The following is a 24,505-nucleotide window of genomic DNA, read 5'->3' as shown; positions in this document are numbered from 1 at the left end:
CGACAGCCATGGCTGAAACCATTCCGGCCGGCAGCACCACAGACGGTGCGATCGAGGTGGGCCAGCCCGCCGACGCGCGGGTCAGTGCCCCCGCCTCGTACGACGTGGCCGACTTCCCGGTCCCGCACGGGCGCGAAGAGGAGTGGCGCTTCACTCCGCTGGAGCGCCTGCGCGGTCTGCACGACGGCACCGCCGTCGCCGACGGCGGCATCAAGGTCGAGGTGACCGCCCCCGAGGGCGTCGCCGTCGAGACCGTCGGCCGCGACGACGCGCGCCTGGGCAAGGCCGGCAAGCCGGTGGACCGGGTCGCGGCCCAGGCGTACAGCTCCTTCGAGAAGGCGTCGGTCGTCTCCATCGCCAAGGACGCGGTGCTCAGCGAGCCGGTGCGGGTCTCCGTGCACGGCGAGGGCGGCACCGCCTTCGGCCACCTGGTCGTCGAGGTCGGCGCCTTCGCCGAGGCCGTCGTGGTCATCGACCACACCGGCGACGCGACGGTGGCCGCCAACGTCGAGTACCTCATCGGCGACGGCGCCAAGCTGACCGTGGTCTCCGTCCAGGACTGGGACCGCACGGCCGTGCACGTCGCCCAGCACACCGCGCTGGTCGGCCGCGACGCCACCTTCAAGTCCGTCGTGGTCACCTTCGGCGGCGACCTGGTCCGGCTCCACCCGCGGGTCGTCTACGGCGCCCCGGGCGGTGAGGCCGAGCTCTACGGCCTGTACTTCACCGACAACGGCCAGCACCAGGAGCACCGGCTCTTCATCGACCACGACACCCCGCACTGCCGCAGCAACGTCGCCTACAAGGGCGCGTTGCAGGGCCAGGACGCGCACGCCGTCTGGATCGGCGACGTCCTCATCCGGGCCGCCGCCGAGGGCACCGACACCTACGAGCTCAACCGCAACCTCGTCCTCACCGACGGCGCGCGGGTCGACTCCGTGCCGAACCTGGAGATCGAGACCGGCGAGATCGTCGGCGCCGGCCACGCCTCGGCCACCGGCCGGTTCGAGGACGAGCAGCTGTTCTACCTGATGGCGCGCGGCATCCCGGCCGACGAGGCCCGGCGCCTGGTGGTGCGCGGCTTCTTCGCCGAGCTGGTCCAGCAGATCGGCCTGCCGGACGTCGAGGAGCGTCTGCTCGCCAAGATCGAGGCAGAGCTGGAGGCGTCCGTAGCATGACCGCAGCCTTTGTCCGCGTCTGCGCGCTGAGCGAGCTGGAGGAGGACACGCCCAAGCGTGTCGAGATCGACGGCACGCCGGTCTCGCTCGTCCGCACCGAGGGCGAGGTGTTCGCGATCAACGACATCTGCTCGCACGCGAACGTCTCCCTCTCCGAGGGCGAGGTCGAGGACTGCGCCATCGAGTGCTGGCTGCACGGCTCCAGCTTCGACCTGCGCACCGGCAAGCCGTCCGGCCTGCCCGCGACGCGCCCCGTCCCCGTTTACCCCGTAAAGATCGAAGGGGACGACGTGCTCGTCTCCGTCACCCAGGAGTCCTGAGGCACCCATGGCAACGCTTGAGATCCACGACCTGCACGTCTCCGTCGAGGCCGAGAACGGTCCGCGCGAGATCCTGCGCGGCGTCGACCTGACCGTGAAGCAGGGCGAGACCCACGCCATCATGGGCCCCAACGGCTCCGGCAAGTCCACCCTCGCGTACTCGCTGGCGGGTCACCCGAAGTACACCGTCACCGGTGGCACCGTCACCCTCGACGGCGAGGACGTCCTGGAGATGTCCGTCGACGAGCGCGCCCGCGCCGGCGTCTTCCTCGCCATGCAGTACCCGGTCGAGGTGCCCGGCGTCTCCGTCTCCAACTTCCTGCGCACCTCCGCCACCGCCATCCGCGGCGAGGCCCCGAAGCTGCGCACCTGGGTGAAGGAGGTCAAGGAGGCCATGGAGCGTCTCCACATGGACCCCGCCTTCGCCGAGCGCAACGTCAACGAGGGCTTCTCCGGCGGTGAGAAGAAGCGCCACGAGATCCTCCAGCTGGAGCTGCTCAAGCCGAAGATCGCGATCCTCGACGAGACCGACTCCGGCCTGGACGTCGACGCGCTGCGCATCGTCTCCGAGGGCGTCAACCGCGTCCGCGAGACCGGCGAGGTCGGCACCCTGCTGATCACCCACTACACGCGCATCCTGCGCTACATCAAGCCGGACCACGTCCACGTCTTCGCGGCCGGACGTATCGCCGAGTCCGGCGGCCCTGAGCTCGCCGACAAGCTGGAGGCCGAGGGCTACGAGGCATATGTGAAGGGCGGCGCAACCCTGTGACAAAGCTGCCGGGCCTCCTCGACACCGAGGCGATTCGCAAGGACTTCCCGATCCTGGACCGCGTGGTCCACGACGGCAAGAAGATCGTGTACCTGGACAACGCGGCGACCTCGCAGAAGCCGCGCCAGATGCTCGACGCGCTCAACGAGTACTACGAGCGGCACAACGCCAACGTCCACCGCGGCGTGCACGTCCTCGCCGAGGAGGCCACGGCGCTGTACGAAGGCGCCCGCGACAAGGTCGCCGCCTTCATCAACGCGCCCAGCCGCGACGAGGTGATCTTCACCAAGAACGCCTCGGAGTCGCTCAACCTCGTGGCGAACATGCTCGGCTGGGCCGACGAGCCGTACCGGGTGAACCACGAGACCGAGATCGTCATCACGGAGATGGAGCACCACTCCAACATCGTTCCGTGGCAGCTGCTCGCGCAGCGCACCGGCGCGAAGCTGAAGTGGTTCGGCCTCACCGACGACGGCCGTCTCGACCTGTCCAACATCGACGAGATCATCACCGAGAAGACCAAGGTCGTCTCGTTCGTGCTGGTCTCCAACATCCTGGGCACGGTCAACCCGGTCGAGGAGATCGTGCGCCGCGCCCAGGAGGTCGGGGCGCTCGTGGTCGTCGACGCCTCGCAGGCCGCGCCGCACATGCCGCTGGACGTCCAGGCGCTCCAGGCCGACTTCGTGGCCTTCACCGGCCACAAGATGTGCGCCCCGGACGGCATCGGCGTGCTGTGGGGCCGCCAGGAGCTGCTGGAGGACCTGCCGCCGTTCCTCGGTGGCGGCGAGATGATCGAGACCGTCTCGATGCACTCCTCCACCTACGCCCCGGCGCCGCACAAGTTCGAGGCCGGTACGCCCCCGATCGCCCAGGCCGTCGGCCTCGGCGCGGCCGTGGACTACCTCACCGCGATCGGCATGGAGAACATCCAGGCCCATGAGCACGCGCTGACGGAGTACGCCGTCCGCCGCCTGCTGGAGGTCCCCGACCTGCGGATCATCGGCCCCACCACGGCCGAGGACCGCGGCGCCGCGATCTCCTTCACGCTCGGCGACATCCACCCGCACGACGTGGGCCAGGTGCTCGACGAGCAGGGCATCGCGGTCCGGGTGGGCCACCACTGCGCCCGGCCGGTCTGCCTGCGGTACGGAATTCCGGCGACCACGCGAGCGTCTTTCTATCTGTACTCCACGCCGGCCGAGGTGGACGCCTTGGTCGAGGGCCTGGAGCACGTACGGGACTTCTTCGGGTAGGGGCTGCTTCGTGAAGCTGGATTCGATGTACCAGGACGTCATCCTGGACCACTACAAGCACCCGCACGGGCGCGGTCTGCGGGATGGCGACGCCGAGGTGCACCACGTCAACCCGACCTGCGGCGATGAGATCACGCTGCGTGTCCGGCTCGACGACGGCACCATCGCGGACGTCAGTTACGAGGGCCAGGGCTGCTCCATCAGCCAGGCCAGCGCCTCCGTGCTGAACGAGCTCCTGGTCGGCAAGGAGCTCGAGGAGGCGCGCAGGATCCAGGAGACCTTCCTGGAGCTGATGCAGTCCAAGGGCCGGATCGAGCCGGACGACGCGATGGAGGAGGTGCTGGAGGACGCGGTCGCGTTCGCCGGCGTCTCGAAGTACCCCGCACGCGTGAAGTGCGCGCTGCTGAGCTGGATGGCCTGGAAGGACGCGACCGCCCAGGCGCTGGGCGAGAACGCTGCGAGGAAGAGCGCATGAGCGAGAACGTAGACGAGACGGTGGAGACCACCGTGGACGCCACCACCACGACCAAGCCCGCCAGCGAGGACGAGATCCGCGAGGCGCTGTACGACGTCGTCGACCCCGAGCTGGGCATTGACGTCGTCAACCTCGGCCTGATCTACGGCGTCCATGTCGACGACGCCAACATCGCCACCGTCGACATGACGCTGACCTCCGCGGCCTGCCCGCTGACCGACGTCATCGAGGACCAGGCGAAGTCGGCCACCGACGGCATCGTCAACGAGCTGCGGATCAACTGGGTCTGGATGCCGCCGTGGGGCCCGGACAAGATCACGGACGAGGGCCGCGAGCAGCTGCGCGCGCTCGGCTTCAACGTCTGAGACAGGCTGCGACGCCTGAGACAGCCTTCGACGCCTGAAGACACGGCTGAACGCCTGGGCCCCCGGCACGCGCCGGGGGCCTTCGCGTGCCCGCGGACGCGTCGGCGTGCCCGGTCGGCGAGACCGGTTCGCCTGATCGGGGGCACTCCGGTTAGCGTTCGGACATGACCGACGCAGCAACCACCACCCCTGACACCCGCACCACCGGCGCCGTCGCCGCAGGGCTCGCCACCCTCGCCGCCGACGGCACCGTTCTGGACACCTGGTTCCCGGCCCCCGAGCTGGTCGCCGCACCGGGCCCGGCCGGGACCGAGCGGCTCGACGCCGAGCGCGCCGCCGAACTGCTGGGCGAGGCCGCCCCGCGCGCCCTGGGCCCCGACCCGCGCCGCGGAGTCGAGGTCGTCGCCGTCCGCACGGTCATCGCCTCCCTGGACGACAAGCCGCTCGACGCGCACGACGCCTACCTGCGCCTGCACCTGCTCAGCCACCGCCTGGTGCGGCCGCACGGCCAGAGCCTCGACGGCATCTTCGGGCTGCTGGCCAACGTCGCCTGGACCAATCTCGGCCCCGTCGCCGTGGACCAGGTGGAGCGGGTCCGGCTCGCCGCGCGCGCCGAGGGCCTGGCCCTGAACGTCACCAGCATCGACAAGTTCCCGCGCATGACCGACTACGTCGCCCCGGCCGGGGTGCGGATCGGCGACGCCGACCGGGTCCGGCTCGGCGCCCACCTGGCGTCCGGGACCACCGTCATGCACGAGGGCTTCGTCAACTTCAACGCCGGAACGCTCGGCACCTCCATGGTCGAGGGCCGGATCAGCGCGGGCGTCGTGGTCGGCGACGGCTCCGACATCGGCGGCGGCGCCTCGATCATGGGCACGCTGTCCGGCGGCGGCAAGCAGACCATCTCCATCGGCGAGCGCTGCCTGCTCGGCGCGGAGGCCGGCATCGGTATCTCGCTCGGCGACGACTGCATCGTCGAGGCGGGCCTGTACGTCACCGCGGGTACCCGGGTCACGCTGCCGGACGGCCAGGTCGTCAAGGCGGTGGAGCTCTCCGGCGCCACCAACCTCCTCTTCCGCCGCAACTCGACCACCGGCGCGGTCGAGGCGCTGCCGCGCAGCGGTTCGTGGGGCGGTCTCAACGAGGCCCTGCACAGCCACAACTGAGCCCGGCGCCCCGCGCACGTGGAAAGGCCCGCACCACACTCCGGCGCGGGCCTTTCCACGTCTCCCCGTCAGCCGGCGCCGACCAACTCCCGGTAGGCGCGGACGAGCCCGTCGGCAGTCTCCTGGCCCGCGGGCCGCAGCGGGGCCCGGACCGGGCCCGCGGGAAGGCCGAGCGCGCCCAGCAGCGCCTTGGCGGTGACCGTCCCCGGCAGGCCGTCGGCCATCATCCGCCGGGTCAGGGGCATCAGGAGCCGGTGCAGCCGGGCCGCCTCGGCGTTCGCGCCCCGGTCGTGGGCGTCGAGGACGGCCCGCGCCCGCGGACCGGCGACGTTGGCGACCGTGCTGACGAATCCGGCGCCGCCCACCGCGTACAGCGGCAGGTTCATCTCCTCGCAGCCCGAGTAGAACGCCAGGGAGGTCCGCTCGATGACGGTGGCGCTGTGCAGCAGGTCGTAGGCGCAGTCCTTCACCCCGGCGATGCGCGGGTGGTCCGCCAGCGCCAGCATCGTCTCGGTCTCGATGCGGGTGCCGGTGCGGCCGGGGATGTCGTACAGCATGACGGGCAGGCCGACCGCGTCGGCGACGGTGCGGAAGTGCTCCGCCACGGCCTCCTGGGGCGGGCGGCTGTAGTACGGGGTGACGACCAGCAGGCCGTGTGCGCCCGCCTTCTCGGCCGCCAGGGCCAGCTCCACGGTGTGCGCGGTGTCGCTTGTGCCGACCCCGGCGGTGATCACGGCGCGGTCGCCGACCGCCTCCACCACCGCCCGGACCAGCGCTTCCTTCTCGGCGTCGGTCGTCGTCGGCGACTCGCCGGTGGTCCCGCTGAGGACCAGGCCGTCGCAGCCGCCGTCGTCGACGAGCCGGGTGGCCAGCGCCTGCGCGCCGTCGAGGTCGAGCGCGCCGTCGGTGGTGAACGGGGTGATCATTGCGGCGGCCGTACGGCCGAACGGGCCCAGAGACATGACGTCATTCTGGGCCCGCTCACAGGTCACGTCCAGGTAAATGTTCTGGCGGTGACCCTTTAGCAGCGCTACGGCTTGATGCGGACGACCTGCGGGTCGTGGTCGCTGGCCTGGTCGGCGAACTCCGCGTTGACGTGCACGATGTCGTAGTCCGCCCGCCGGATGTGACGGCTCGTCAGCATGTGGTCGAGCACCTGGGCGTTGCCGTTGAAGACGTAACCGTAGCGCTCGGCGCGCGGCAGCCTGTCGACCAGGTCGGTCAGCACCCCGCCGTCGGTGAGCGTCTTCAGCGCGGGCGAGAACTGGTAGTCGTTGAGGTCTCCGGCGACGACCACGTCGGCGCGCGGGTCGGCCGCCAGCAGCTCCTTGACGAAGGTGTTGACCGCCTTCGCCTGCTCGCCGCGCTGCTGCTCGGAGCTGCGGGCGGGCGGCTGGAACCGGCTGTCCAGCGCCTGGTCCCCGCCCTTGGAGTTGAAGTGGTTGGCCACGATGAAGACCGGGTGGCCGCGGAAGGAGAACTGGCCGGCCAGCGGCTTGCGGCTGGTGTGCCATGCGGCGTTCGCCGGGTCGATCCGGCCCGGCGAGGCGGACAGCGCCGCCCGGCCGCCGTCGCCGACGACCCGTACCGGGGTGGTGGCGTCGCCGCCGGGGACGTCGGTGAACGAGACCCGCTCGGGGTTGAAGAGGAACGCCACCCGGATGTTGCCGCCCGGCTGGCCGCCGTCCTGGTCGTCGGCCGGGTCGATCTGCCGCCACTGGTAGGCGGGGCCGCCCGCCGCCGCGATGGCGTCGGTGAGCTTCTTCAGCGTGGCGTCGGCGCTGACCACCGCGTCGTTGGTGGGGCCGTTGTCGTCCTGCACCTCTTCCAGGACCACGACGTCGGGCGAGGCCAGGTTGGTCACCAGCGCCGAGGCGAGCCGGTCGAACTTCGCCTGCGGGGTCTTGGGGGAGAGGTTCTCGACGTTGTAGGTCGCCACGGACAGCTCGTCCGAGGACTGCTTGCGGGTCGTCTCGCGCGGCAGCTTCCGGTCGTTCAGCTCGCCGAGCTCGGTGGCCTGGATCTCGTAGCCGCCGAAGTTGTCGTAGTCCAGCGGCCCGGCGGTGGTGCCGGTCAGCTCGTCGCCCACGTTCGCCACGGGGAACGGGCGCTGGGCGTACGGGATGAGGGAGGCGACCTTCACCCGGCCCGGGTTCGGGTCGCGGTACGAGCCGTAGAGCACGCCGCCGCGCTTGGTGCGGTTGTGGCCGGGCTCGGCGGTGACCCACAGCTCGTTGTGCTCGCTGGTCGCACCGGTCACCGGGGCGTCGGTCACGGCGACCCGCATGCCCTCCACGGACTCGTAGCGGTCCAGCGCGTAGGAGCCGGGACGCAGCCGCAGCCCCTCGATGCTGCCGCCGCCGGCGTCCGGGGCGTAACGATTCGGCACCGTCGACGGCTTGAGGGCGAAGGCGGCCGGGAGCGGGTTGCCCGAGGACGTCACCGTCCATGTGGCCTTGGTGATCTGGGTGACCGACTGCAGACCGCGGTCGGCGCCACCGGGGTAGTACTCCGCGACGGTGCCGGAGACCGTCACCGCGTCGCCGACGGCGACCTGCGGGGTGGTCGAACCGGTGTAGACGAAGATCCCTTCGCTGGTCGCCGGGTCGTTGTCGGGCCGGGCGTCCTGGATCCAGAAGCCGCGGGCCGACCCGAAGGCGCGGATCGCGGTGACCGTCCCCGGTACGTCGCCGACCTGCTTCCCGGCCAGCGGGGAGACCCGGGTGCGGCCCTGGATGTCGTGGACCCGGACCTCGTCGGCGGCCGCGGACTGCGGGACGGCGAGCAGTCCGGCCGCGACCGCGGAGGCGACGACGGCGGTGACGGCGGCGGATCTGCGCAGCGCGCGTGGGGACATGGAATGGCCTCCGAGGAGTGTGGGGAGTGGTGGATATGTCATGTCTACGCGCGTGAATCTCTTGCTTGGGCATGGACATTGTCAAGAGGCGCCGGGTGAACGCTCCCTGAAAGTGATCTACGGAACGCGGCCAACCCTGAGGCGCGGAGGAAGCGCGCCGGGGCCGCCTCGGCACCTCCTCGGCACCGCGCCCGGCGGCAACCGCCACAACGGGACGAAACCGTCGTGGCATTCCGTCTACGCTTGGACACAGTCCGTCCGTGACGACGAGGAGCTGAACGCCCACATGCCCGCAGACCGTCCCACCATGCCGCCGGTGCGGCTGCACACCGACGCGGAACTCGCTCGGGACGCGCTCGCCGCGCCGCTGTTCGCCGACGCGGTGCGACTGGCCCGCTGGACCGCACCGCACAGGGAGGTCGGGGCGGACGGGGAACTGCCGGACGACGCCCTGCGGGAAGCCGCCGCGCACCTGGACCTCGCGGACTCCGAGGACGGGCCCGGATACGCGGAGGAGGCCTGGCAACTGGCCCTGGACACCGGCCTGGTCGAGTTCACCGAAGCGCATGGCGACGGCGCCGATGCGGAGGGCGCCGCGGGGACCGCCGGGGGACCGGAGGCCGCCGCGGAGTCCGGGACCGCCGACGTGGTGTCGGAGGCCGCCGCGGGGATCGCGACGCCCGGTGAGGAGCTGCGCGCCGTCACCGGCGGCAGCCCGCAGGACGTCCTCGACATCTGGCTCGCCGGACTGGAGACCGTCCTCGCCGACGCCGCCACCCCCGACCTGAGCGAGATCGCCGACCGGATCAGCGCGGGCGGCGAGGTCGACCTCGACGGGCTGGAATGGAATCCCGAGGAGGAGGCCGACTTCCTCGACGGAGTGCTGGGCAACCTCTACCTGCTCACCGCCCTGGACCCCGACGCCGGACGCGCGGTGCCGCTGCCCGCGCTCGCCGCCTCCGTGATCGTCCCCGAGGACATGGACGAACCCACCGACGATGTCCTCGAAGAGGTCTCGGAGGCGATGATGCGCCTCGACGACCAGTTCCGGATGCTGGCGCCCACCGGTCTCGTCGAGTACCAGCCGGTCGACGAGGCGCTGATCGAGGAGGTCGACGGCGACGGGGCCGACGGGGCGGGGGCCGACGGCGGGGGAGCCGACGGCGGGGTGGCCGATGCCGCGGGCGGGAACGGTGAACCGGGCCTCCCGGCCGCCGACCTCGACGAGGAGGACGTCTCCCGCTACGGCCTGGTGCGGCTCACGCCGCTCGGCGTCTACGCCGTACGGGCCCGGCTGCTGGACGCGGGCGTCGACGCCCCGGCCGTCGGCGACCTGTCCGACAAGGGCGCGGACGCCCTCCTCGACGCCCTGCCCGGGCACCCCCGGCACGCGGCCCGCGCCGAGGCCGAAGCGTGGCTCGCGCGCCGCGCCCCGGAGGCCGCCGCCCGCGAACTCCTCGCCGCCGCCCACGGCGACGACGAGCACGCGCCGCTGCGCCGGCTGATCTGCCAGCAGACCCTCACCCTGCTCGGCCCGGAGGCCGAGCCCGCCCTGCGCGAGGTGCTCGACGACCGGCAACTGGGCGGGCTGGCGCGGGTCTGGCTGGCCGAGCACGGCGCGGCCGAGGTGCCGGAGCCGCCGGAGGACATGGTCTTCTGGCTGACCATCGACACCATCGCGGCACAACTCGCCGCCGACGGCGACTCGGCGGAGCTCCGCGACCTGGTGGCCGGGCTCGTCGGCCGCTCGGAGGGCTTCTTCGACACGGCCTGGCGTGTCGACCACCCGGCCACCGCCGAGGTGCTGGAGGCGATGGGCCGACTGCACCCGGACAAGAAGACCGCCAAGGAGGCCCGCAAGGCGGCGTTCAAGGCCCGCTCACGCGCCTGACGAACCGGGCCCCGGGGGCGGGCGCCGGGTGGTCCGTGACCGAACCGGATCGGACCGGGCGCCGGGTGGTCCGCCCCCCGGTGGCACCGGGTGCGGCTGGGCGGGGCGGCGATGGTCGGCGGTTCGCCCGCCCGATGGCGCTGGGGGCGCGCCCGACCGCCGACCGCCGCCCGGGGCAATCCGCTCTTCGATGTCGCGCCGCGTTCAACTCCTGTTCGGCCGGAGGCGGGACCGTATGGCCGCACTCGGACGACCCGTTCCGGCCATCCAGGAGATGACAATGCCGCTCAGCCGCAGAGACTTCGCCAAGCGTTCCGCGTACACCGGGGCCGGGGTCGCCCTCGCCGGGAGTGCCGGCGTGCTCGCCACCGCGCCCGGTGCGATCGCCGGGGACGACGCCGACTCCGGCGGGCAGGACCTGGCGCACGGCGGCCACGGGTTCGGCTACGGGCCGCTCGTGCCGGACCCGGACGGCATCCTCGCGCTGCCGGCCGGGTTCTCGTACCGCGTCATCACCCACTCCGGCGTCACCACCCTGGAGTCGGGCGAGTCCACCCCCTCCAACCACGACGGCACCGCCACCTTCGAGGGCCCGCGCGGGACGACGCTGCTGGTCAACAACCACGAGTTGAAGGGGCCGCGGTCGAAGTGGAAGCACCCGGTGCCGCTCGCCGAGGGCCTGGTGTACGACCCGGCGGCCTCCGGCGGCTGCACCGTCGTGGAGGTCTCCAAGCACGGCGACCACGTCACCGAGTGGGTGGGCATCGCCGGCACGTCCACCAACTGCGCGGGCGGCCGCACCCCCTGGGGCACCTGGCTGACCTGCGAGGAGAACGTGGACCGGGCCGGGCAGAACGGCATGACCAAGGACCACGGCTACGTCTTCGAGGTCGACCCGCACGACCGCCGCGCCAACCGCGACCCCAAGCCCATCAAGGCACTCGGGCGCTACGAGCACGAGGCCGTCGTCGTCGACACCAGGCGCGGCCACCTCTACCTCACCGAGGACGCCTCCGGCCCCAACGGGCTGCTCTACCGCTGGACCCCGCCGCGCGACTTCGAGCACGGGCGCGGCAGGCTGCGCGGGCTCGCCGACGACGCGGGGGTCCTCAAGGCGGCCCAGTGCTTCGACTCCGGGGGCAACTTCGTCGACGACCTGTCGCGCGCGACGAAGACCGGCACCGTCTACGGCGTCGACTGGGTGGAGGTCCCGGACCGGGACGCGAAGACAGTGCCGGTGCGCAAGCAGTTCGGCGAGGGCGAGGTCACCCGCGGCCGCAAGCTGGAGGGCATGTGGTGGGCCGACGGCGGCGCGTACATCGTCTCCAGCTACGCCCGTGAGGAGAGCCCGGTCGCCCACGACGGCCAGGTGTGGTTCTACGACCCCAAGCGGCGCACCCTCACGCTGAAGGTGCTGCTCAAGGTCAACGCCGACCCGGCGAAGGACGGCGCGCTCGACGGCCCGGACAACATCACCGTCTCGCCGTACGGCGGCCTGATCATCGCCGAGGACGGCGAGGGTGTCCAGCACCTGTTCGGGGCCACCGGAGACGGGCGCACGTACCCGATCGCGCGCAACGACCTGAACATAGGCACCGCGGAGGAGCCGGAGTACAGCGAGTTCACCGGGGTCGTGTTCTCGCCCGACGGGGCGACGCTGTACGCCAACATCCAGGACCCGGGGATCATGGTCGCGATCACCGGCCCGTGGCGGCGGCAGCGCACCCGCGGCTGACGCCTACTCCCGTACGCACGGGGAGTTCCCGCAGCTCGCCCCGGCCGGGACGGTGCGCCGCCGTCCCGGCCGGAACCGGCTCTTCCGTAAGGCCGGTCAAGGCCGGTCAAGATCGGTCAGAGGGCCTTGCCCGCGGGCTTGACCATGCCGCGCACGGTGCGCGAGTCCACGTACTCGCCCATCGCGGTCATCTCCCACTCGCCCGAGAACTGGCGGATCAGCTTCGCCATCATCACGCCCGTCCGCGGCTCCGCTTGGGTGAGGTCGAAGCGCACCAGTTCTTCGTTGGTCCCGGCGTCCACCAGGCGGCAGTACGCCTTGGCGACCTCGGTGAACCGCTGGCCGGAGAAGGAGTTGACGGTGAAGACCAGGCCGGTGACCTCCGGCGGCAGGCCGCCGAGGTGCACGGTGATCACCTCGTCGTCGCCACCGCCCTCGCCGGTGAGGTTGTCGCCCGAGTGCTGGATCGTGCCGCCCAGGATGCTGAGCTTGCCGAAGAAGCAGTTGTCGATCTTCTTGCGGTCCACGCCGAAGGCGATCACGGACGCGTCGAGGTCGATGTCCTTCCCGCGGAACGCGGGCTCCCAGCCCAGGCCCATCTTCACGGAGGTCAGTAGCGGCTTGCCGCCCTTGACCAGGGAGACCGTCTGGTTCTTCTGGAGGTTCACCCGGCCCTTGTCGAGATTGATCTTGCCCGCGCCGGCGGCGGGGGCGGGGGCCGGGGGAGCGGCGGGCGGCGCGGGCGGGGTCTGCGGGGCCTGTACGCCGCCGGGCGCGGGCAGCGGGGCCGCCGGGCCGGTGGGCGGGGCCATCTGCGGCGCGGCCGGGGCGGCGGGCGCGGCGGGCTCCTCGACGCTCACCCCGAAGTCGGTGGCGATGCCCGCCAGACCGTTGGCGTACCCCTGCCCGACGGCGCGGACCTTCCAGGCGCCGCCACGCCGGTAGATCTCGACGACCACGAGGGCGGTCTCGGTGCCCAGCCGGGGCGGGGTGAAGGTGGCGATGACGGCGCCGTCGTCGGCGCCGCGCACGGTGGCCGTCGGCTCCGTGCCGGCGAAGGTGGCGCCCGGGGCGTCCAGGCTCGCGGTGACCACGACCTTGTCGATGTCCGCGGGCACGGCGGCCGTGTCGACGGTGATCGTGTCCCCGCCGCCGGGAGCCGAGGCGGAGTGGGCCACACCCGGCCCGGTCGGCTGGTTGTAGAAGACGAAGTCGTCGTCGGAGCGCACTTTGCCGTCGGCGGTGAGGAGCAGGCCCGACACGTCGAGCCGCACCGGGGCGGTGACGTCCACCGCCACGCGCGCGACGGGGAGCGGGAGGTTCGAGCCGGGAGTCATAGCGGTCATGTTCGGGCTAACGAACGACCACGGTTTGCGGTTCCTTGACCGTAGGTCACCGAGGTGGCAGGCCGCAGGGCGCCAGGTCGCCGACCGCAGGTCCCTCCGGCTCTACCGCGCCGGACTCGCCTCCGGCCAGGACCTGGGCGGCGAGGTGCGCGGCGCGCTGGAAGTCCTTGATTCGCAACGGTGGGATGAAGCGCCGTCAGACGGAGAACAATAGGGAGTGTGGGCGCCGCGCCCACGTACGGTCCGTACGCCGCCCGAAGACCGGGAGGCCGGGCGTTACCTGGCCCCGCCCGGCCTCCCTTCCCTGACGTGCGGCGCCACCCCGAACAGGGGGAGTGGTTCCAACTCGTGGACGCGAACCGGCCACCGCGCGGCCGCTCGCGCGTAACATGTGCCCCACGCAGAACGCGAGCGCACGGCACCCCTCGCCGCACTGACAGGAGCTGCCATGAGACGCCGCCGCCGTTACCGTGGCCGCCATCGCAAGGACCGTACGCTGCCGCTGGGCACGATGGTCATCGTGGCGTCGGCCGCCGCGGGGGTCTATCTGACGACCGCTCCCGGCGGGGCGAACGCCGCGTCCACCACCGTGTACGTCGCGACCGCCGGCAGCGACAGCGCCGCCGGTACCCGCGTCGCCCCGTACCGCACCCTGGAGAAGGCGCTCTCCGTCGCCGAGGCGGGCACCACCATCACCGTGCGCGGCGGCACCTACCGCCCGTCCGCGCCGCTGACCGGCCGCACCGACGGCGCCGCGGACGACCGCGTCGTCCTCACGGCGTACCGTTCGGAACCGGTCACCGTGGACGGGTCACGGCTCCCTTCCGGTTCGCCGCTGCTGACGGTGCGCGCCGACTATTGGACCGTGCGGGGCATCGAATTCCGCAATGCCCCGGGCGACGGTGTCGTCTGCGCCTCCTGTACCGGCGCTGTCTTCGAAAACATCAGCACGCACGGCAATGGCGGCCGCGGTCTGACGCTGCGCGGCGGGGACACCCGCACCAATGTCGTCCGAAATGTCGATGCCTATGGCAACGGGCGCTAAGTCCCTCGTGGATGGGGTCAGTTGAGCCCGGCTGTCCAGTGCCGGGCCGGTGTTGGAGTGATCTCGTAATACACCGTAAACCTGATCGATTCCTCTGGCGAGCACAATTCAGCTCAAGCCCGCCCGCCGTCATCGAGGATTCGAGGAGCAGCGCGTGTCACGACACATTGTCGACAAGCCGCACATGCCGCCCGCAGCAGCGTCCAATGGAATCGACCGGTTCTTCCGGATAACAGAACGAGGGTCGGATTTCGGCCGGGAGATACGCGGCGGACTCGCCACGTTCTTCACCATGGCGTACATCCTCGTCCTCAACCCGATCATCCTGGGCGGCGCCGAGGACAAGTACGGTCACCATCTCTCGCACACCCAACTGGCCACCGCCACCGCGCTGGTGGCCTGTGTCATGACGGTCATCATGGGCGTCGCGGGCAACCTGCCGCTGGCCCTCGCGGCCGGTCTCGGCCTGAACGCCGTCGTGGCCTTCCAGATCGCCCCCCAGATGAGCTGGGACGACGCCATGGGCGTGGTGGTCCTGGAAGGGCTCATCATCTGCGTCCTGGTGCTCACCGGTCTGCGTGAGGCGGTCATGCACGCCATTCCGCAGCCGCTGAAGCAGGCCATCAGCGTCGGCATCGGACTGTTCATCGCGTTCATCGGCTTCATCGACGCCGGGTTCGTCACCCGCATCCCGGGCGCGATCGGCGAGAGTTCCGTCCCGGTCCAGATGGGCGGCGACGGCCAGCTGTCCGGCTGGCCGGTGCTGGTGTTCTGCCTCGGCGTGCTGCTGACGATCGCGCTGATGGCCCGCGGCCTCAAGGGCGCCATCCTGATCGGCATCGTCACCACCACCGTGCTCGCCATCGCGATCAACGAGATCGCCGACATCAAGCCCGCGGCCTGGGGCCTGACCGTGCCCAAGATGCCGGACGACGTCGTCGCCTCCCCCGACTTCGGGCTGCTCGGCGACTTCGACCTCTTCGGGGCCTGGAACGAGGTCGGCGCGCTCACCCTGGTGCTGATCATCTTCACGCTGATCCTGTCCGACTTCTTCGACACCATGGGCACGGTCGTCGGCGTGACCAACGAGGCCGGGCTGCTGGACGCCCAGGGCAACGTCCCCAACCTCGGCCGCGTGCTGTTCATCGACAGCGTCGCGGCGGTCGCGGGCGGCGCGGCCTCCGCCTCGTCCAGCACCACGTACATCGAGTCCGCGGCGGGCGTCGGCGAAGGCGCCAGGACCGGTTTCGCCAACCTCGTCACCGGCGGCCTCTTCGGCCTCGCGCTGTTCCTCACCCCGCTGGCGACGGTCGTCCCCGCGCAGGCGGCCGCCCCCGCCCTGATCGCCGTCGGCTTCCTGATGATGAGCCAGGTGCGGCACATCGAGTGGGAGCGCTACGAGATCGCCATCCCGGCGTTCCTCACCGTCTCCGTGATGCCGTTCACGTACTCCATCACCAACGGCATCGGCGCCGGGTTCGTCTCCTACGTCGTCATCAAGCTGGTGCTGGGCAAGGCCCGCGAGGTGCACTGGCTGCTGTGGGGCACCGCCGCCCTGTTCCTGGCGTACTTCGCGATCGACCCGATCGAGCAGCTGCTCACCTGAGGCCGGGCACCGGGTCCACTACGGGGGGCCCGGCCCCGGGCGGCCCGATCACCCCGGCGTCACGAATCCGCATTCGTACGCGGTGATCACCGCCTGGGTCCGGTCCCGGACCCCCAGCTTGGCCAGGACGGCGGCCACATGGCTCTTCACCGTGGCCGCCCCCACCGCCATCCGCTCGGCGATCTCGGCGTTGGACAGCCCCGCGGCCATGTGCCGCAGCACCTCGGCCTCCCGGTCCGAGAGCCGGCCCCTCAGCGCCCGCGCCGCGTCCTCGTCGGCGCGGGCGTCCGCGTGCCGGGCGGCGAGCGCCCGCACGGCGGCGGGGAACAGCAGCGAGTCGGTGCGGGCCACCAGCCGCACCGCCTGCACCAGTTCGTCGGCGCCCGCCCGCTTGAGCAGGAACCCGGCGGCGCCCACGCGCAGCGCGTCGTACACGTAGGAGTCGTTCTCGAAGGTCGTCAGGACCAGCACCCGGGGCGGCTCGTCCATCGTCCGCAGGATCTGCTCGGTGGCCCGGATCCCGTCGATCTCCGGCATCCGCACATCCATCAGCACCAGGTCCGGGCGCAGTTCGCGGACCAGCGGCACCACCTGGGCGCCGGTCCGCGCCTCGCCCACCACCTCCAGGTCCGGCTCGCACGACAGGATCGCCCGCACCGCCGTGCGCACCATCTGCTCGTCGTCGGCGAGCACGATCCGCAGCTTCACCGGGGCCCCTCCGCGCTCAGCGGGATACGGACCACCAGCCGCCATGTGCCGCCGTGCGCGCCCCAGTCGGAGCTGCCGCGCAGCAGGGCCGCCCGCTCGGCGATGCCCCGCAGGCCGCGGCCGCCGCCGGACCGCCGACCGCGCGTCGCCTCGCGCACCGGGTTCTCCATCTCGATCTCCAACTCCTCTTTCCTGGGTACGGCGATCCGCAGCCGCACCGGGACCTGCCCGGCGTGCCGCAGCGCGTTGCTGAGCCCTTCCTGCACGATGCGGTACGCCTCGCGGGAGACCACCGGCGGCAGCCGGTCCAGTGCCCCGGAGCGCGACAGTTCGACGCCGACGCCCGCCGCGCGCGTACGGGACAGCAGCCCGTCCAGGTCGGCCAGGGTGGGGGTGGGGGCGGCGGTCCGCCCCGGGGCGCCTTCGCCGTCCACCCGCAGCAGGCCCAGCACGCTGTCGAGTTCGCCGACGGCGGCGCGGGTGGTCTCCTCGATGGCGGTCAGCGCCTGCCGGGCGAACTCCGGGTCGGAGTCGAGCACCCGCCGCGCCGCCGAGGCCTGGAGCGACACGGCGCTGAGCGCGTGCCCCACCGAGTCGTGCAGTTCGCGGGCGAGCCGGTTGCGGGAGGCCAGGGCGGCGGCCCGGGCCTCGGCGGCGGCCAGCCGGTCGGCGGGCGCGGGCCCCAGCAGCAGCGGCGCGCACCGGGCCAGCAGCGCGCCGGCGGCAGCCGTCACCAGCACGACCAGGGCCGCCACGGCGACGCCGAGGACCGGCCCCAGCGGGGCATGCCGCCCCACGGCCTTCATCCACCCCGGATCGCCGTCACCCGGTGCCCCGATGACCGGCAGCAGCATCAGGTAGGCGGCGAACGGGTAGAGGGCGAGCGTCGCCCCGCTGACCAGGCCGCCGACCCCGAGGTGGAGGGTGAACCACTGCGCCGTACGCGTGCGCGCGTCCCAGGACGCGGCGGGCTCGGCGGCCAGCTCGGCGTCGTCCGGCAGCCCGCACAGCGAGCGGGCCGCCGTCGCCGACAGCGGGCGGACCAGCGGGAAGAGCGCGGTGGCGGCGGCGAGCGGCAGCGCCGTCAGATAGGCGATGAACTGCCAGAGCAGCGACCGGAACGGATCGGTGCCCCGGTCCAGGGAGGCGATCAGCACGCTCGTCAGGAGGAAGTACGGCATCAACAGCGCGCCGCCGAGGACGAGATGGATCCAGCGGCGCCGGGACCGCTGCCCCAGCAGCGCCCGGAGCCGGCGGCGCACCACCGCCGACGCGACAGCGGACGTCACCGGGCGGCCTGCCCGTCGGCGCGTACCGCGACGAGTCCTCCGGTGTGCTCAGGGCCGGGCCCCGCGGTGTGCGACGTTGCAAGCTGCCCGGCGCGTTCGGCGAAGAAGAACGCGCCGACGGCGACCAGAAGACCCCCGATGATCATCTGTACAGCGTAGGTCAGATCCACGACCCGGCCCGGCGCGTCGGGGTCGTCCGGAGCCACGCCCAGCGCCGCCAGCGTCATCCAGCCGCCCCAGCAGGCGGGCGCGCCCGAGCCGAGCCAGCCCAGCGCGAGCGGCACCCGCAGCGGGACCCGGCGGCCCAGCCGGAAGGCGACCATGAGCACACCCGCCGCGGCCGCCGCCGAGAACAGGGCGTACACCACGTCCAGACAGGCCATGTCGCTCGTGTGCTCCTTCGCCTGCTGCTCGCCGAGTCCGGCCGTCACCCCCGACGCCCACATCAGGTGCATCACGACGGGCAGGACGGCGAGCAGCGCGGTCACCGCCGCCACCACCCGGTACGCCGGGCCGGTGGCGCCGTCGGGCAGCTCGCCGAGCCGCCCGCGCCACAGCGGGGCCCAGCGGTCCCGGGCGTAGAGGACGAACAGGGCGCCCAGGGCGAGCCCCTGGACGATGAATCCGCCGTAGACGACGCCGTACACCCACTCGTCCAGGAAGGGTTCGGCGTCGTCCGCGTCCTTCCTGGTCGACCCGCCGAGCGCCCGGACCAGCAGTTGCAGCGGGAAGCCGGTCATGATCGGGGCGAGCAGCCCGGTCGCACCCCACATGGGCAGGGCCAGCAGCCAGGCCGGGACCCGGCGGCCCCAGGGCTGGGTGAGCAGCAGTGCCAGGACCACCACGGCACCGTCCAAGAGGACCGTGGCGGCGTTGACGAGCGCCATCCCGACGCCCGCGTCGCGCAGTTGGCTGCCCTCGGGGATACCGACGTGGCTGCCGCAGATCCAGGCGGCCTTGAGGGTGAGATACGGCAGGCAGGCGGCGATGGCCACGGCGCGCAGGACGGGGCGCGGTGCGATGCGGCGCGGGGCGATGGTGCGGAGTGACATGCCTCAACCTTCCCGGCCGCGCGCCGGGTGCGCCTCGGCCACGGCGACGATCCGGCTCCGCCGCACGGCGGAGCCGGCCACCCCGGGCGGAGGACCTGGCCAGGGCCTAGAGGCGGCGGGTCGCGAGCGCGAGCCGGTCCCGCGCGTCGAACAGCGCGTCCTTGATCGTCTGCTCGTGCGCCGGGGTCAGCCGGGCCACCGGCACCGAGCAGCTGATGGCGTCCCGCGCCGGGGTGCGGTAGGGGATCGCGACGCCGAAGCAGCGCAGCCCCAGGGTGTTCTCCTCGCGGTCCACCGCGTACCCCTGCTCGCGGACGAGGTGCAGCTCCTCGATGAGCTGTTCGCGGTCGGTGATGGTGTGTTCGGTGAGCGCGTCGAGCTTCTCCGGCAGCATGGCGCGGACCTGCCCGTCGGTGTACGTGGCCAGCAGCGCCTTGCCCAGCGAGGTGGAGTGGGCGGGCAGCCTGCGGCCCACGCGCGTGAAGGGCCGCAGATAGTGCTGCGACTGGCGGGTCGCGAGGTAGACGACGTTGGTGCCGTCGAGCCGCGCGAGGTGGATCGTCTCGGTGGTGTCGTCCGAGAGCCGGTCCAGCGTCGGGCGGGCGGCCGCCACCACCTCGTCGCCGTCGATGTACGAGGTGCCGACCAGCAGCGCGCGCACCCCGATGCCGTACCGGGTGCCGGTCGCGTCCGTCTCCACCCACCCCAGCTCCACCAGGGTGCGCAGCAGCATGTACAGGCTCGACTTGGGGTAGCCGACGGCTTCCTGGACGTCCGCCAGGCTGTGCATGCCCGGCCGCCCGGCGAAGAACTCCAGCAGTTCGACCGTGCGGACCGCCGACTTGACCTGCGCTCCCCCTGCCTCGGCAGCTGCCATCGCCCTTGACCCCTCTGTTCGATCAGCCATACAGTCCCGGAGAAAGTTCACTACCAGGAACATTGTTCAGCATATCGAACAGCGGGCCGCGGGGCGCAAGCCGCGACCTGGCCATGTTGTCGACCTGAGCGCGAGCCGTCAGGAGGACCCGCCGTGCCGGCACCAGTCTGGAGCGTCGACCCCCGCACCGGGAAGCAGCGGGAGCAGGTCGCCGTCGAAGCGACCGCCGAGGACGTCGACCGCGTCGTACGCGCCGCGCACGCCGCCCGCGGCACGCTCGCGGACCGCACCGTACGCGCCGCCCTGCTGCGCACCGCCGCCGAACTGCTGGAGGCGGAGACCGAGAAGCTGGTGGCGACCGCCGACGCGGAGACCGCGCTCGGGACCGCCCGCCTCACCGGCGAACTCGGCCGCACCACCTACCAGCTGCGGGCCTTCGCCGACCTCGTCGACGACGGCGGCTACCTCGACGTCCGCATCGACCACGCCGATCCGACTCTCGCCCCGCCCCGCCCCGACCTGCGCCGCTACAAGGTGCCGCTCGGCGTCGTCGCCGTCTACAGCGCCAGCAACTTCCCGCTGGCCTTCTCGGTGCCCGGTGGCGACACCGCCAGCGCACTGGCCGCGGGCTGCCCCGTCGTGGTCAAGGCGCACCCCGACCACCCCGCCACCTCCGAGCTGGCCGCCGCCGCGCTGCGCGCCGCCGCCGAGCGCGTCGGACTGCCCGCCGACGTCGTCGGCCTGGTCCACGGCTTCGAGGCGGGCGTCGCCCTCGTGCGCCACGAACTCGTCGCCGCCGCCGGCTTCACCGGCTCCATCCGCGGCGGCCGCGCCCTGTTCGACGCGGCGGCCGCCCGCCCGCGGCCCATCCCCTTCCACGGCGAACTCGGCAGCCTCAACCCCGTGGTCGTCACCGCCGCCGCGGCCGACGAGCGGGCCGAGCAGATCGGCGCCGGGCTCGCGGCGTCCATGACCCTGGGCACCGGCCAGTTCTGCGTCAAGCCCGGCCTGGTCCTCGCCCCGGCGGGGGAGTCCGGCGACCGGCTGGTCGCCTCCCTGGCCGAGGCGGTCGACGCCACCGCCGACGGCGTCCTGCTCGACAGCCGGATGCGGGACGCCTTCGTCGCGGGCGCGCGGGAACGCGCCGAGCTTCCCGGCGTCGAGGCACCGGTGCCGCCCGGACCGGGCGGCGAGCACACCGTCAGCGCCGGTTTCCTCACCGTGCCCGCCGCCCGGCTGGCCGAGGGCGGGCCGTACGACCTGCTGCTGGAGGAGTGCTTCGGACCGGTCACCGTCATCGCCCGCTATACCGACGACAGCGAGGTCGGCGCGGCCCTCGGCCGCCTCGCCGGCAACCTCACGGCCACCGTCCAGCTCGGCGCCGACGAGTGCGCCGGGACCGACGCGGCGGGGCGCGGCGCGCGGCTGCTGGCCGACCTCACCCCGCTCGCCGGGCGGCTGCTGGTCAACGGCTGGCCGACCGGCGTCGCCGTAGCGCCCGCGCAGCACCACGGTGGCCCGTACCCGGCGACCACCTCCACCTCCACCTCGGTCGGCGGCACCGCCATCGAACGCTGGCTGCGCCCGGTCGTCTACCAGGACACCCCCGACGCGCTGCTCCCCGAGGAACTCCGCGAGGCCAACCCCCAGGGCCTGCCCCGCCAGGTGGACGGCGCCCGGGAGGACGGCTGCCAGGCCGTGCAGGGGTGGGCAGGCGCCTGAGGCGGAGGCGGACGCCACCGGCTAGGCGCGGCGCGCCACCAGTTGGATCCGGGTGACGGTGTGGCCGTCGAGGGTGGGGACCTCGTCCCGCCGCTCCTCGGCCACCTCGAACCCGGACCGCTCCAGCAGCCCGCGCAGCCGCTCCGGGTCCTGGTGCCGGAACACCCCGCCGTCGGCGATGGCGAAGACGCCGTACGCCGCGCCGTCCGGCCGTGCCTCCCGGTAGCGCGCCAGGTGCCGCTCGTCGCTCTGCAGCGGTACGTCGCTGAGATACAGCGCCCCGCCGGGGCGCACCAGCCGGGCCAGCTCCGCCACCGTCGCGGCCTGCGTCTCCTCCTCGGGCACGCACGTCAGCACGGCGAACAGCAGCGCCGCGTCGAACGACCCGTCCGGGAACGGCAGCGGCAGCCCCTCCACGGCGGACAGCCTCAGCTCCGGACGCATCGAGCGCCCCCGCGCGACGAGCGCCGCCGACAGGTCCACGCCCTCCACGTCGCCGTACCCGAGGTCGGCCAGCTCCGCCACCAGCCGGCCGTACCCGCAGCCGTAGTCCAGGATCCGCGCGTCGGCCGGCACCCGGCGGGCGAGCAGCTCGCGGTCCAGCGGATGCGTGAACGTGTGCGCCGCGCCGGTGGTCTCCCAGTACTCCCGCAGCCCGTGTGAATGTGTCATGAACGCACGTTACCCGCGGTCCGCCGAGACCACATCGCCGCAGTTCACGGCCGACGTATAAGCATCGCTTGAAGCAGGACTCCACGGATGTACGATGGACGCGGCGATCATCCACGCCCATAGTGGATGGGCATGGAGAGCCTCGCAGGGGCGGAGTTCACGCCCAAGACGACGTACCTCAACACCGCATCCGCCGGTCTGCTCCCGGCACGCGCGGTAGCCCTCATGAAGGACACTCTCGACGCCGCCGCGTCCGGAGGCGGATACGTCGACGCCGCCTTCGCGTCGGTGGAACAGGCCCGCGCCACCTACGCCGGACTCGTGGACCTGCCCGTGCGGCGCGTCGCGGCGGGCGCCTCCGTCGCGGTGTACGCCGGACTGATCGCCGCCGCCCTGCCCTCCGGCGCGGAAGTCCTCGTCGCCGAAGGGGACTTCGCCTCCCTGGTCAACCCCTTCGCGGTCCGCGGCGACCTCCGGCTGCGGAGCGTCCCGCTGGCCGAGCTGGCCGAGGCGGTACGCCCCGAGACGGCGCTGGTCGCCGTCAGCGCCGTCCAGTCGGCGGACGGCCGGCTCGCCGACCTCGACGCCATCGCGGCGGCGGCCCGCGCGCACGGGGCCCGTACGCTCGTCGACACCAGCCAGTCCGCCGGATGGCTGCCGCTGCGCGCCGACGCCTACGACTTCACCGTGTGCGTGGCCTACAAGTGGCTGCTGTGCCCGCGCGGGGTGGCCTTCATGACCGTCCCCGACGATCTCGGCGAGCTCACCCCGATCTTCGGGGGCTGGGTCGCGGGCGAGAAACCGTGGGACAGCTGCTACGGGCCCGTCACCGAACTCGCGCACTCCGCCCGCCGCTTCGACGAGGCCCCCGCACTCCTGTCGTACGTCGCCGCCGACCACTCGCTCGAACTGGTCGCCGAGCTCGGCCCGGAGACCATCGGCGCGCACGACCGCGCCCTCGCCGACCGCTTCCGCGCCGGGCTCGCCGACCTGGGCCACACACCCGTGGCCGCGCCCGGCTCCGCGATCGTCGCGGTACCGGGACTCGGCCACGCGGCCGAGCGGCTCGCCGAGGCGGAGGTGCACGTCTCGGCCCGCGCGGGCAACCTGCGCGCCGCGTTCCACCTGTACAACACGGCGGCCGATGTGGACCACCTGCTGGAGGTGCTCGCCGGCCTGCCCGGCTAGGGCCGCCGCGGGTGTGCGACCGGCCGGGGCCGGCATGAAGCGTGCGGGAGGAGCCGGGGCGACGCGGCCCGGCTCCTCCCGCACGGCTGTGTCAGGACCTCACCGCACCGGTGTGAAGTCCCGCGCCCCGATGAACTCCGGCCGCGGGACCGGTGCCGCGAACGGCTCCACCGCCGCGTTCTCCACGCTGTTGAAGACGATGAAGACGTTGCTGCGCGGGTAGGGCGTGATGTTGTCCCCGGACCCGTGCATGCAGTTGCAGTCGAACCAGGTCGCGGAGCCGGCCGGGCCGGTGAACAGCCGGATGCCGTGCCGGTCGGCCAGGTCGGTGAGGGCCTTGTCCGACGGGGTGCCCGCCTCCTGCATCTTCAGCGACTGCTTGTAGTTGTCCTTCGGAGTCTCGCCCGCGCAGCCGAGGAACGTCCGGTGCGAGCCCGGCATGATCATCAGGCCGCCGTTGGTGTCGTGGTTCTCCGTCAGCGCGATGGAGACCGACACCGTGCGCATCCGCGGCAGCCCGTCCTCCGCGTGCCAGGTCTCGAAGTCCGAGTGCCAGTAGAAGCCGCTGGCACCGAACCCCGGCTTGACGTTGATCCGCGACTGGTGGACGTACACGTCCGAGCCCAGGATCTGCCGGGCCCGGCCCACCACCCGCGGGTCGCGCACCAGGGCGGCGAAGACCTCGCTGATGCGGTGCACCTCGAACACCGACCGCACGTCCTGCGACGTGGGCTCGATGATGGAGCGTTCGTCGGCCCGTACCGCCGGATCCGCGATCAGCCGGTCCAGCTCGGCGCGGTAGACCGCGACCTCGTCCGGGGTGATCAACCGGTCGACGGTGAGGAAGCCGTCCCGGTCGAAGTCCCGCAGCCCGGAGGGGGCGATGGGGCCTTCGGCGCCGGGCGCGGACCACACCACCGGATCCTGGCGCGGGGTGATCACCTCGGCGGCGCCCCGGGTGGGGTACAGGTCAGTGATCGAGGTCATG

The 24,505-nt window shown here is 72.6% G+C and carries 23 protein-coding genes; 13 read left to right on the top strand and 10 right to left on the bottom strand.

The features are described from left to right. The first annotated feature begins 8 nt into the window (after positions 1–8). The 7 genes from sufD (at position 9) to dapD (ending at position 5,529) form a co-directional block, all read left to right on the top strand. A complete protein-coding gene (gene sufD / locus Q3Y56_RS07120; protein ID WP_304461105.1) occupies positions 9–1,178 on the top strand; it encodes a Fe-S cluster assembly protein SufD in 1,170 nt (389 codons plus the stop codon). Beyond that, complete coding sequence (locus Q3Y56_RS07115; RefSeq protein WP_304461104.1) at positions 1,175–1,498, top strand: bifunctional 3-phenylpropionate/cinnamic acid dioxygenase ferredoxin subunit; 324 nt, start codon at positions 1,175–1,177, stop codon at positions 1,496–1,498. Before sufD ends, Q3Y56_RS07115 begins: the two co-directional genes overlap by 4 nt. Positions 1,499–1,505: 7 nt before the next feature. Further along, the gene (gene sufC, locus Q3Y56_RS07110; RefSeq protein WP_304461103.1) at positions 1,506–2,270 is read left to right on the top strand and encodes a Fe-S cluster assembly ATPase SufC; all 765 of its coding nucleotides are present in this window, start codon (positions 1,506–1,508) and stop codon (positions 2,268–2,270) included. Continuing rightward, positions 2,267–3,523: a cysteine desulfurase gene (locus Q3Y56_RS07105; protein ID WP_304461102.1), complete on the top strand. Its 1,257-nt coding sequence runs from the start codon at positions 2,267–2,269 to the stop codon at positions 3,521–3,523. The genes sufC and Q3Y56_RS07105 overlap by 4 nt, the downstream gene beginning before the upstream one ends. 10 nt (positions 3,524–3,533) lie before the next feature. Further along, positions 3,534–3,998 (top strand): Fe-S cluster assembly sulfur transfer protein SufU, encoded by a 465-nt coding sequence (sufU, locus tag Q3Y56_RS07100; protein WP_304461101.1) that lies wholly within the window; start codon positions 3,534–3,536, stop codon positions 3,996–3,998. Further along, complete coding sequence (locus Q3Y56_RS07095) at positions 3,995–4,363, top strand: metal-sulfur cluster assembly factor (protein WP_304461100.1); 369 nt, start codon at positions 3,995–3,997, stop codon at positions 4,361–4,363. Before sufU ends, Q3Y56_RS07095 begins: the two co-directional genes overlap by 4 nt. A gap of 164 nt (positions 4,364–4,527) precedes the next feature. Then, positions 4,528–5,529: a 2,3,4,5-tetrahydropyridine-2,6-dicarboxylate N-succinyltransferase gene (dapD, locus tag Q3Y56_RS07090; protein ID WP_304461099.1), complete on the top strand. Its 1,002-nt coding sequence runs from the start codon at positions 4,528–4,530 to the stop codon at positions 5,527–5,529. 68 nt (positions 5,530–5,597) lie between these two features. Here the strand turns inward: dapD and dapA are convergent, their stop codons facing one another. Both dapA and Q3Y56_RS07080 read right to left on the bottom strand, forming a co-directional pair. Continuing rightward, positions 5,598–6,491: a 4-hydroxy-tetrahydrodipicolinate synthase gene (dapA, locus tag Q3Y56_RS07085; protein WP_304461098.1), complete on the bottom strand. Its 894-nt coding sequence runs from the start codon at positions 6,489–6,491 to the stop codon at positions 5,598–5,600. A 68-nt stretch (positions 6,492–6,559) separates the two neighbouring features. Further along, entirely contained in the window at positions 6,560–8,386 is a 1,827-nt protein-coding gene (locus Q3Y56_RS07080) for an endonuclease/exonuclease/phosphatase family protein (protein WP_304461097.1), read from the bottom strand. 286 nt (positions 8,387–8,672) lie between these two features. Here Q3Y56_RS07080 and Q3Y56_RS07075 point away from each other — a divergent pair, with 286 nt between their 5' ends. Both Q3Y56_RS07075 and Q3Y56_RS07070 read left to right on the top strand, forming a co-directional pair. Then, on the top strand, positions 8,673–10,277 hold the full coding sequence (locus tag Q3Y56_RS07075) for a hypothetical protein (RefSeq protein WP_304461096.1): 1,605 nt from the start codon (positions 8,673–8,675) through the stop codon (positions 10,275–10,277). Positions 10,278–10,557: 280 nt separating this feature from the next. Next, the gene (locus tag Q3Y56_RS07070; protein WP_304461095.1) at positions 10,558–12,012 is read left to right on the top strand and encodes an alkaline phosphatase PhoX; all 1,455 of its coding nucleotides are present in this window, start codon (positions 10,558–10,560) and stop codon (positions 12,010–12,012) included. A 116-nt stretch (positions 12,013–12,128) separates the two neighbouring features. Here Q3Y56_RS07070 and Q3Y56_RS07065 read toward each other — a convergent pair whose 3' ends face one another. Beyond that, positions 12,129–13,349, bottom strand: a complete 1,221-nt coding sequence (locus Q3Y56_RS07065) for a TerD family protein (protein WP_304461094.1) — start codon at positions 13,347–13,349, stop codon at positions 12,129–12,131. Between the two features lie 55 nt (positions 13,350–13,404). Continuing rightward, on the bottom strand, positions 13,405–13,536 hold the full coding sequence (locus Q3Y56_RS07060) for a hypothetical protein (RefSeq protein ID WP_304461093.1): 132 nt from the start codon (positions 13,534–13,536) through the stop codon (positions 13,405–13,407). 270 nt (positions 13,537–13,806) lie between these two features. On the opposite strand from Q3Y56_RS07060, the gene Q3Y56_RS07055 reads away from it, so the two are divergent. Together Q3Y56_RS07055 and Q3Y56_RS07050 are read left to right on the top strand one after the other, a co-directional pair. Then, positions 13,807–14,403, top strand: a complete 597-nt coding sequence (locus Q3Y56_RS07055) for a DUF1565 domain-containing protein (protein ID WP_304461092.1) — start codon at positions 13,807–13,809, stop codon at positions 14,401–14,403. Positions 14,404–14,587: 184 nt separating this feature from the next. Then, the gene (locus tag Q3Y56_RS07050; RefSeq protein ID WP_304465501.1) at positions 14,588–16,009 is read left to right on the top strand and encodes an NCS2 family permease; all 1,422 of its coding nucleotides are present in this window, start codon (positions 14,588–14,590) and stop codon (positions 16,007–16,009) included. A gap of 48 nt (positions 16,010–16,057) precedes the next feature. Here Q3Y56_RS07050 and Q3Y56_RS07045 read toward each other — a convergent pair whose 3' ends face one another. The 4 genes from Q3Y56_RS07045 to Q3Y56_RS07030 form a co-directional block, all read right to left on the bottom strand. Next, positions 16,058–16,762, bottom strand: a complete 705-nt coding sequence (locus tag Q3Y56_RS07045; RefSeq protein ID WP_304461091.1) for a response regulator transcription factor — start codon at positions 16,760–16,762, stop codon at positions 16,058–16,060. Further along, positions 16,714–18,006: a histidine kinase gene (locus tag Q3Y56_RS07040; protein WP_304461090.1), complete on the bottom strand. Its 1,293-nt coding sequence runs from the start codon at positions 18,004–18,006 to the stop codon at positions 16,714–16,716. The genes Q3Y56_RS07045 and Q3Y56_RS07040 overlap by 49 nt, the downstream gene beginning before the upstream one ends. After that, positions 18,003–19,058 carry a hypothetical protein gene (locus Q3Y56_RS07035; protein WP_304461089.1) on the bottom strand — a complete coding sequence of 352 codons (1,056 nt, stop codon included), beginning with the start codon at positions 19,056–19,058 and terminating at the stop codon, positions 18,003–18,005. Before Q3Y56_RS07035 ends, Q3Y56_RS07040 begins: the two co-directional genes overlap by 4 nt. 106 nt (positions 19,059–19,164) lie before the next feature. Continuing rightward, positions 19,165–19,935 (bottom strand): IclR family transcriptional regulator, encoded by a 771-nt coding sequence (locus tag Q3Y56_RS07030; RefSeq protein WP_304461088.1) that lies wholly within the window; start codon positions 19,933–19,935, stop codon positions 19,165–19,167. A gap of 153 nt (positions 19,936–20,088) precedes the next feature. On the opposite strand from Q3Y56_RS07030, the gene Q3Y56_RS07025 reads away from it, so the two are divergent. Beyond that, positions 20,089–21,657: an aldehyde dehydrogenase (NADP(+)) gene (locus tag Q3Y56_RS07025; protein ID WP_304461087.1), complete on the top strand. Its 1,569-nt coding sequence runs from the start codon at positions 20,089–20,091 to the stop codon at positions 21,655–21,657. 21 nt (positions 21,658–21,678) lie between these two features. Here the strand turns inward: Q3Y56_RS07025 and Q3Y56_RS07020 are convergent, their stop codons facing one another. Beyond that, a complete protein-coding gene (locus Q3Y56_RS07020; protein WP_304461086.1) occupies positions 21,679–22,329 on the bottom strand; it encodes a bifunctional 2-polyprenyl-6-hydroxyphenol methylase/3-demethylubiquinol 3-O-methyltransferase UbiG in 651 nt (216 codons plus the stop codon). A gap of 132 nt (positions 22,330–22,461) precedes the next feature. Between Q3Y56_RS07020 and Q3Y56_RS07015 the strand changes: the two genes are divergently transcribed. Continuing rightward, a complete protein-coding gene (locus tag Q3Y56_RS07015; protein ID WP_304461085.1) occupies positions 22,462–23,517 on the top strand; it encodes an aminotransferase class V-fold PLP-dependent enzyme in 1,056 nt (351 codons plus the stop codon). A 99-nt stretch (positions 23,518–23,616) separates the two neighbouring features. Here Q3Y56_RS07015 and thpD read toward each other — a convergent pair whose 3' ends face one another. Beyond that, positions 23,617–24,504 (bottom strand): ectoine hydroxylase, encoded by an 888-nt coding sequence (gene thpD / locus Q3Y56_RS07010; RefSeq protein WP_304461084.1) that lies wholly within the window; start codon positions 24,502–24,504, stop codon positions 23,617–23,619. Position 24,505: the final 1 nt, after the last annotated feature.

The sequence above is a fragment of the Streptomyces sp. XD-27 genome, from assembly GCF_030553055.1.
Taxonomy (GTDB): domain Bacteria; phylum Actinomycetota; class Actinomycetes; order Streptomycetales; family Streptomycetaceae; genus Streptomyces.
This window is presented reverse-complemented; position numbering and strand designations above follow the sequence as displayed.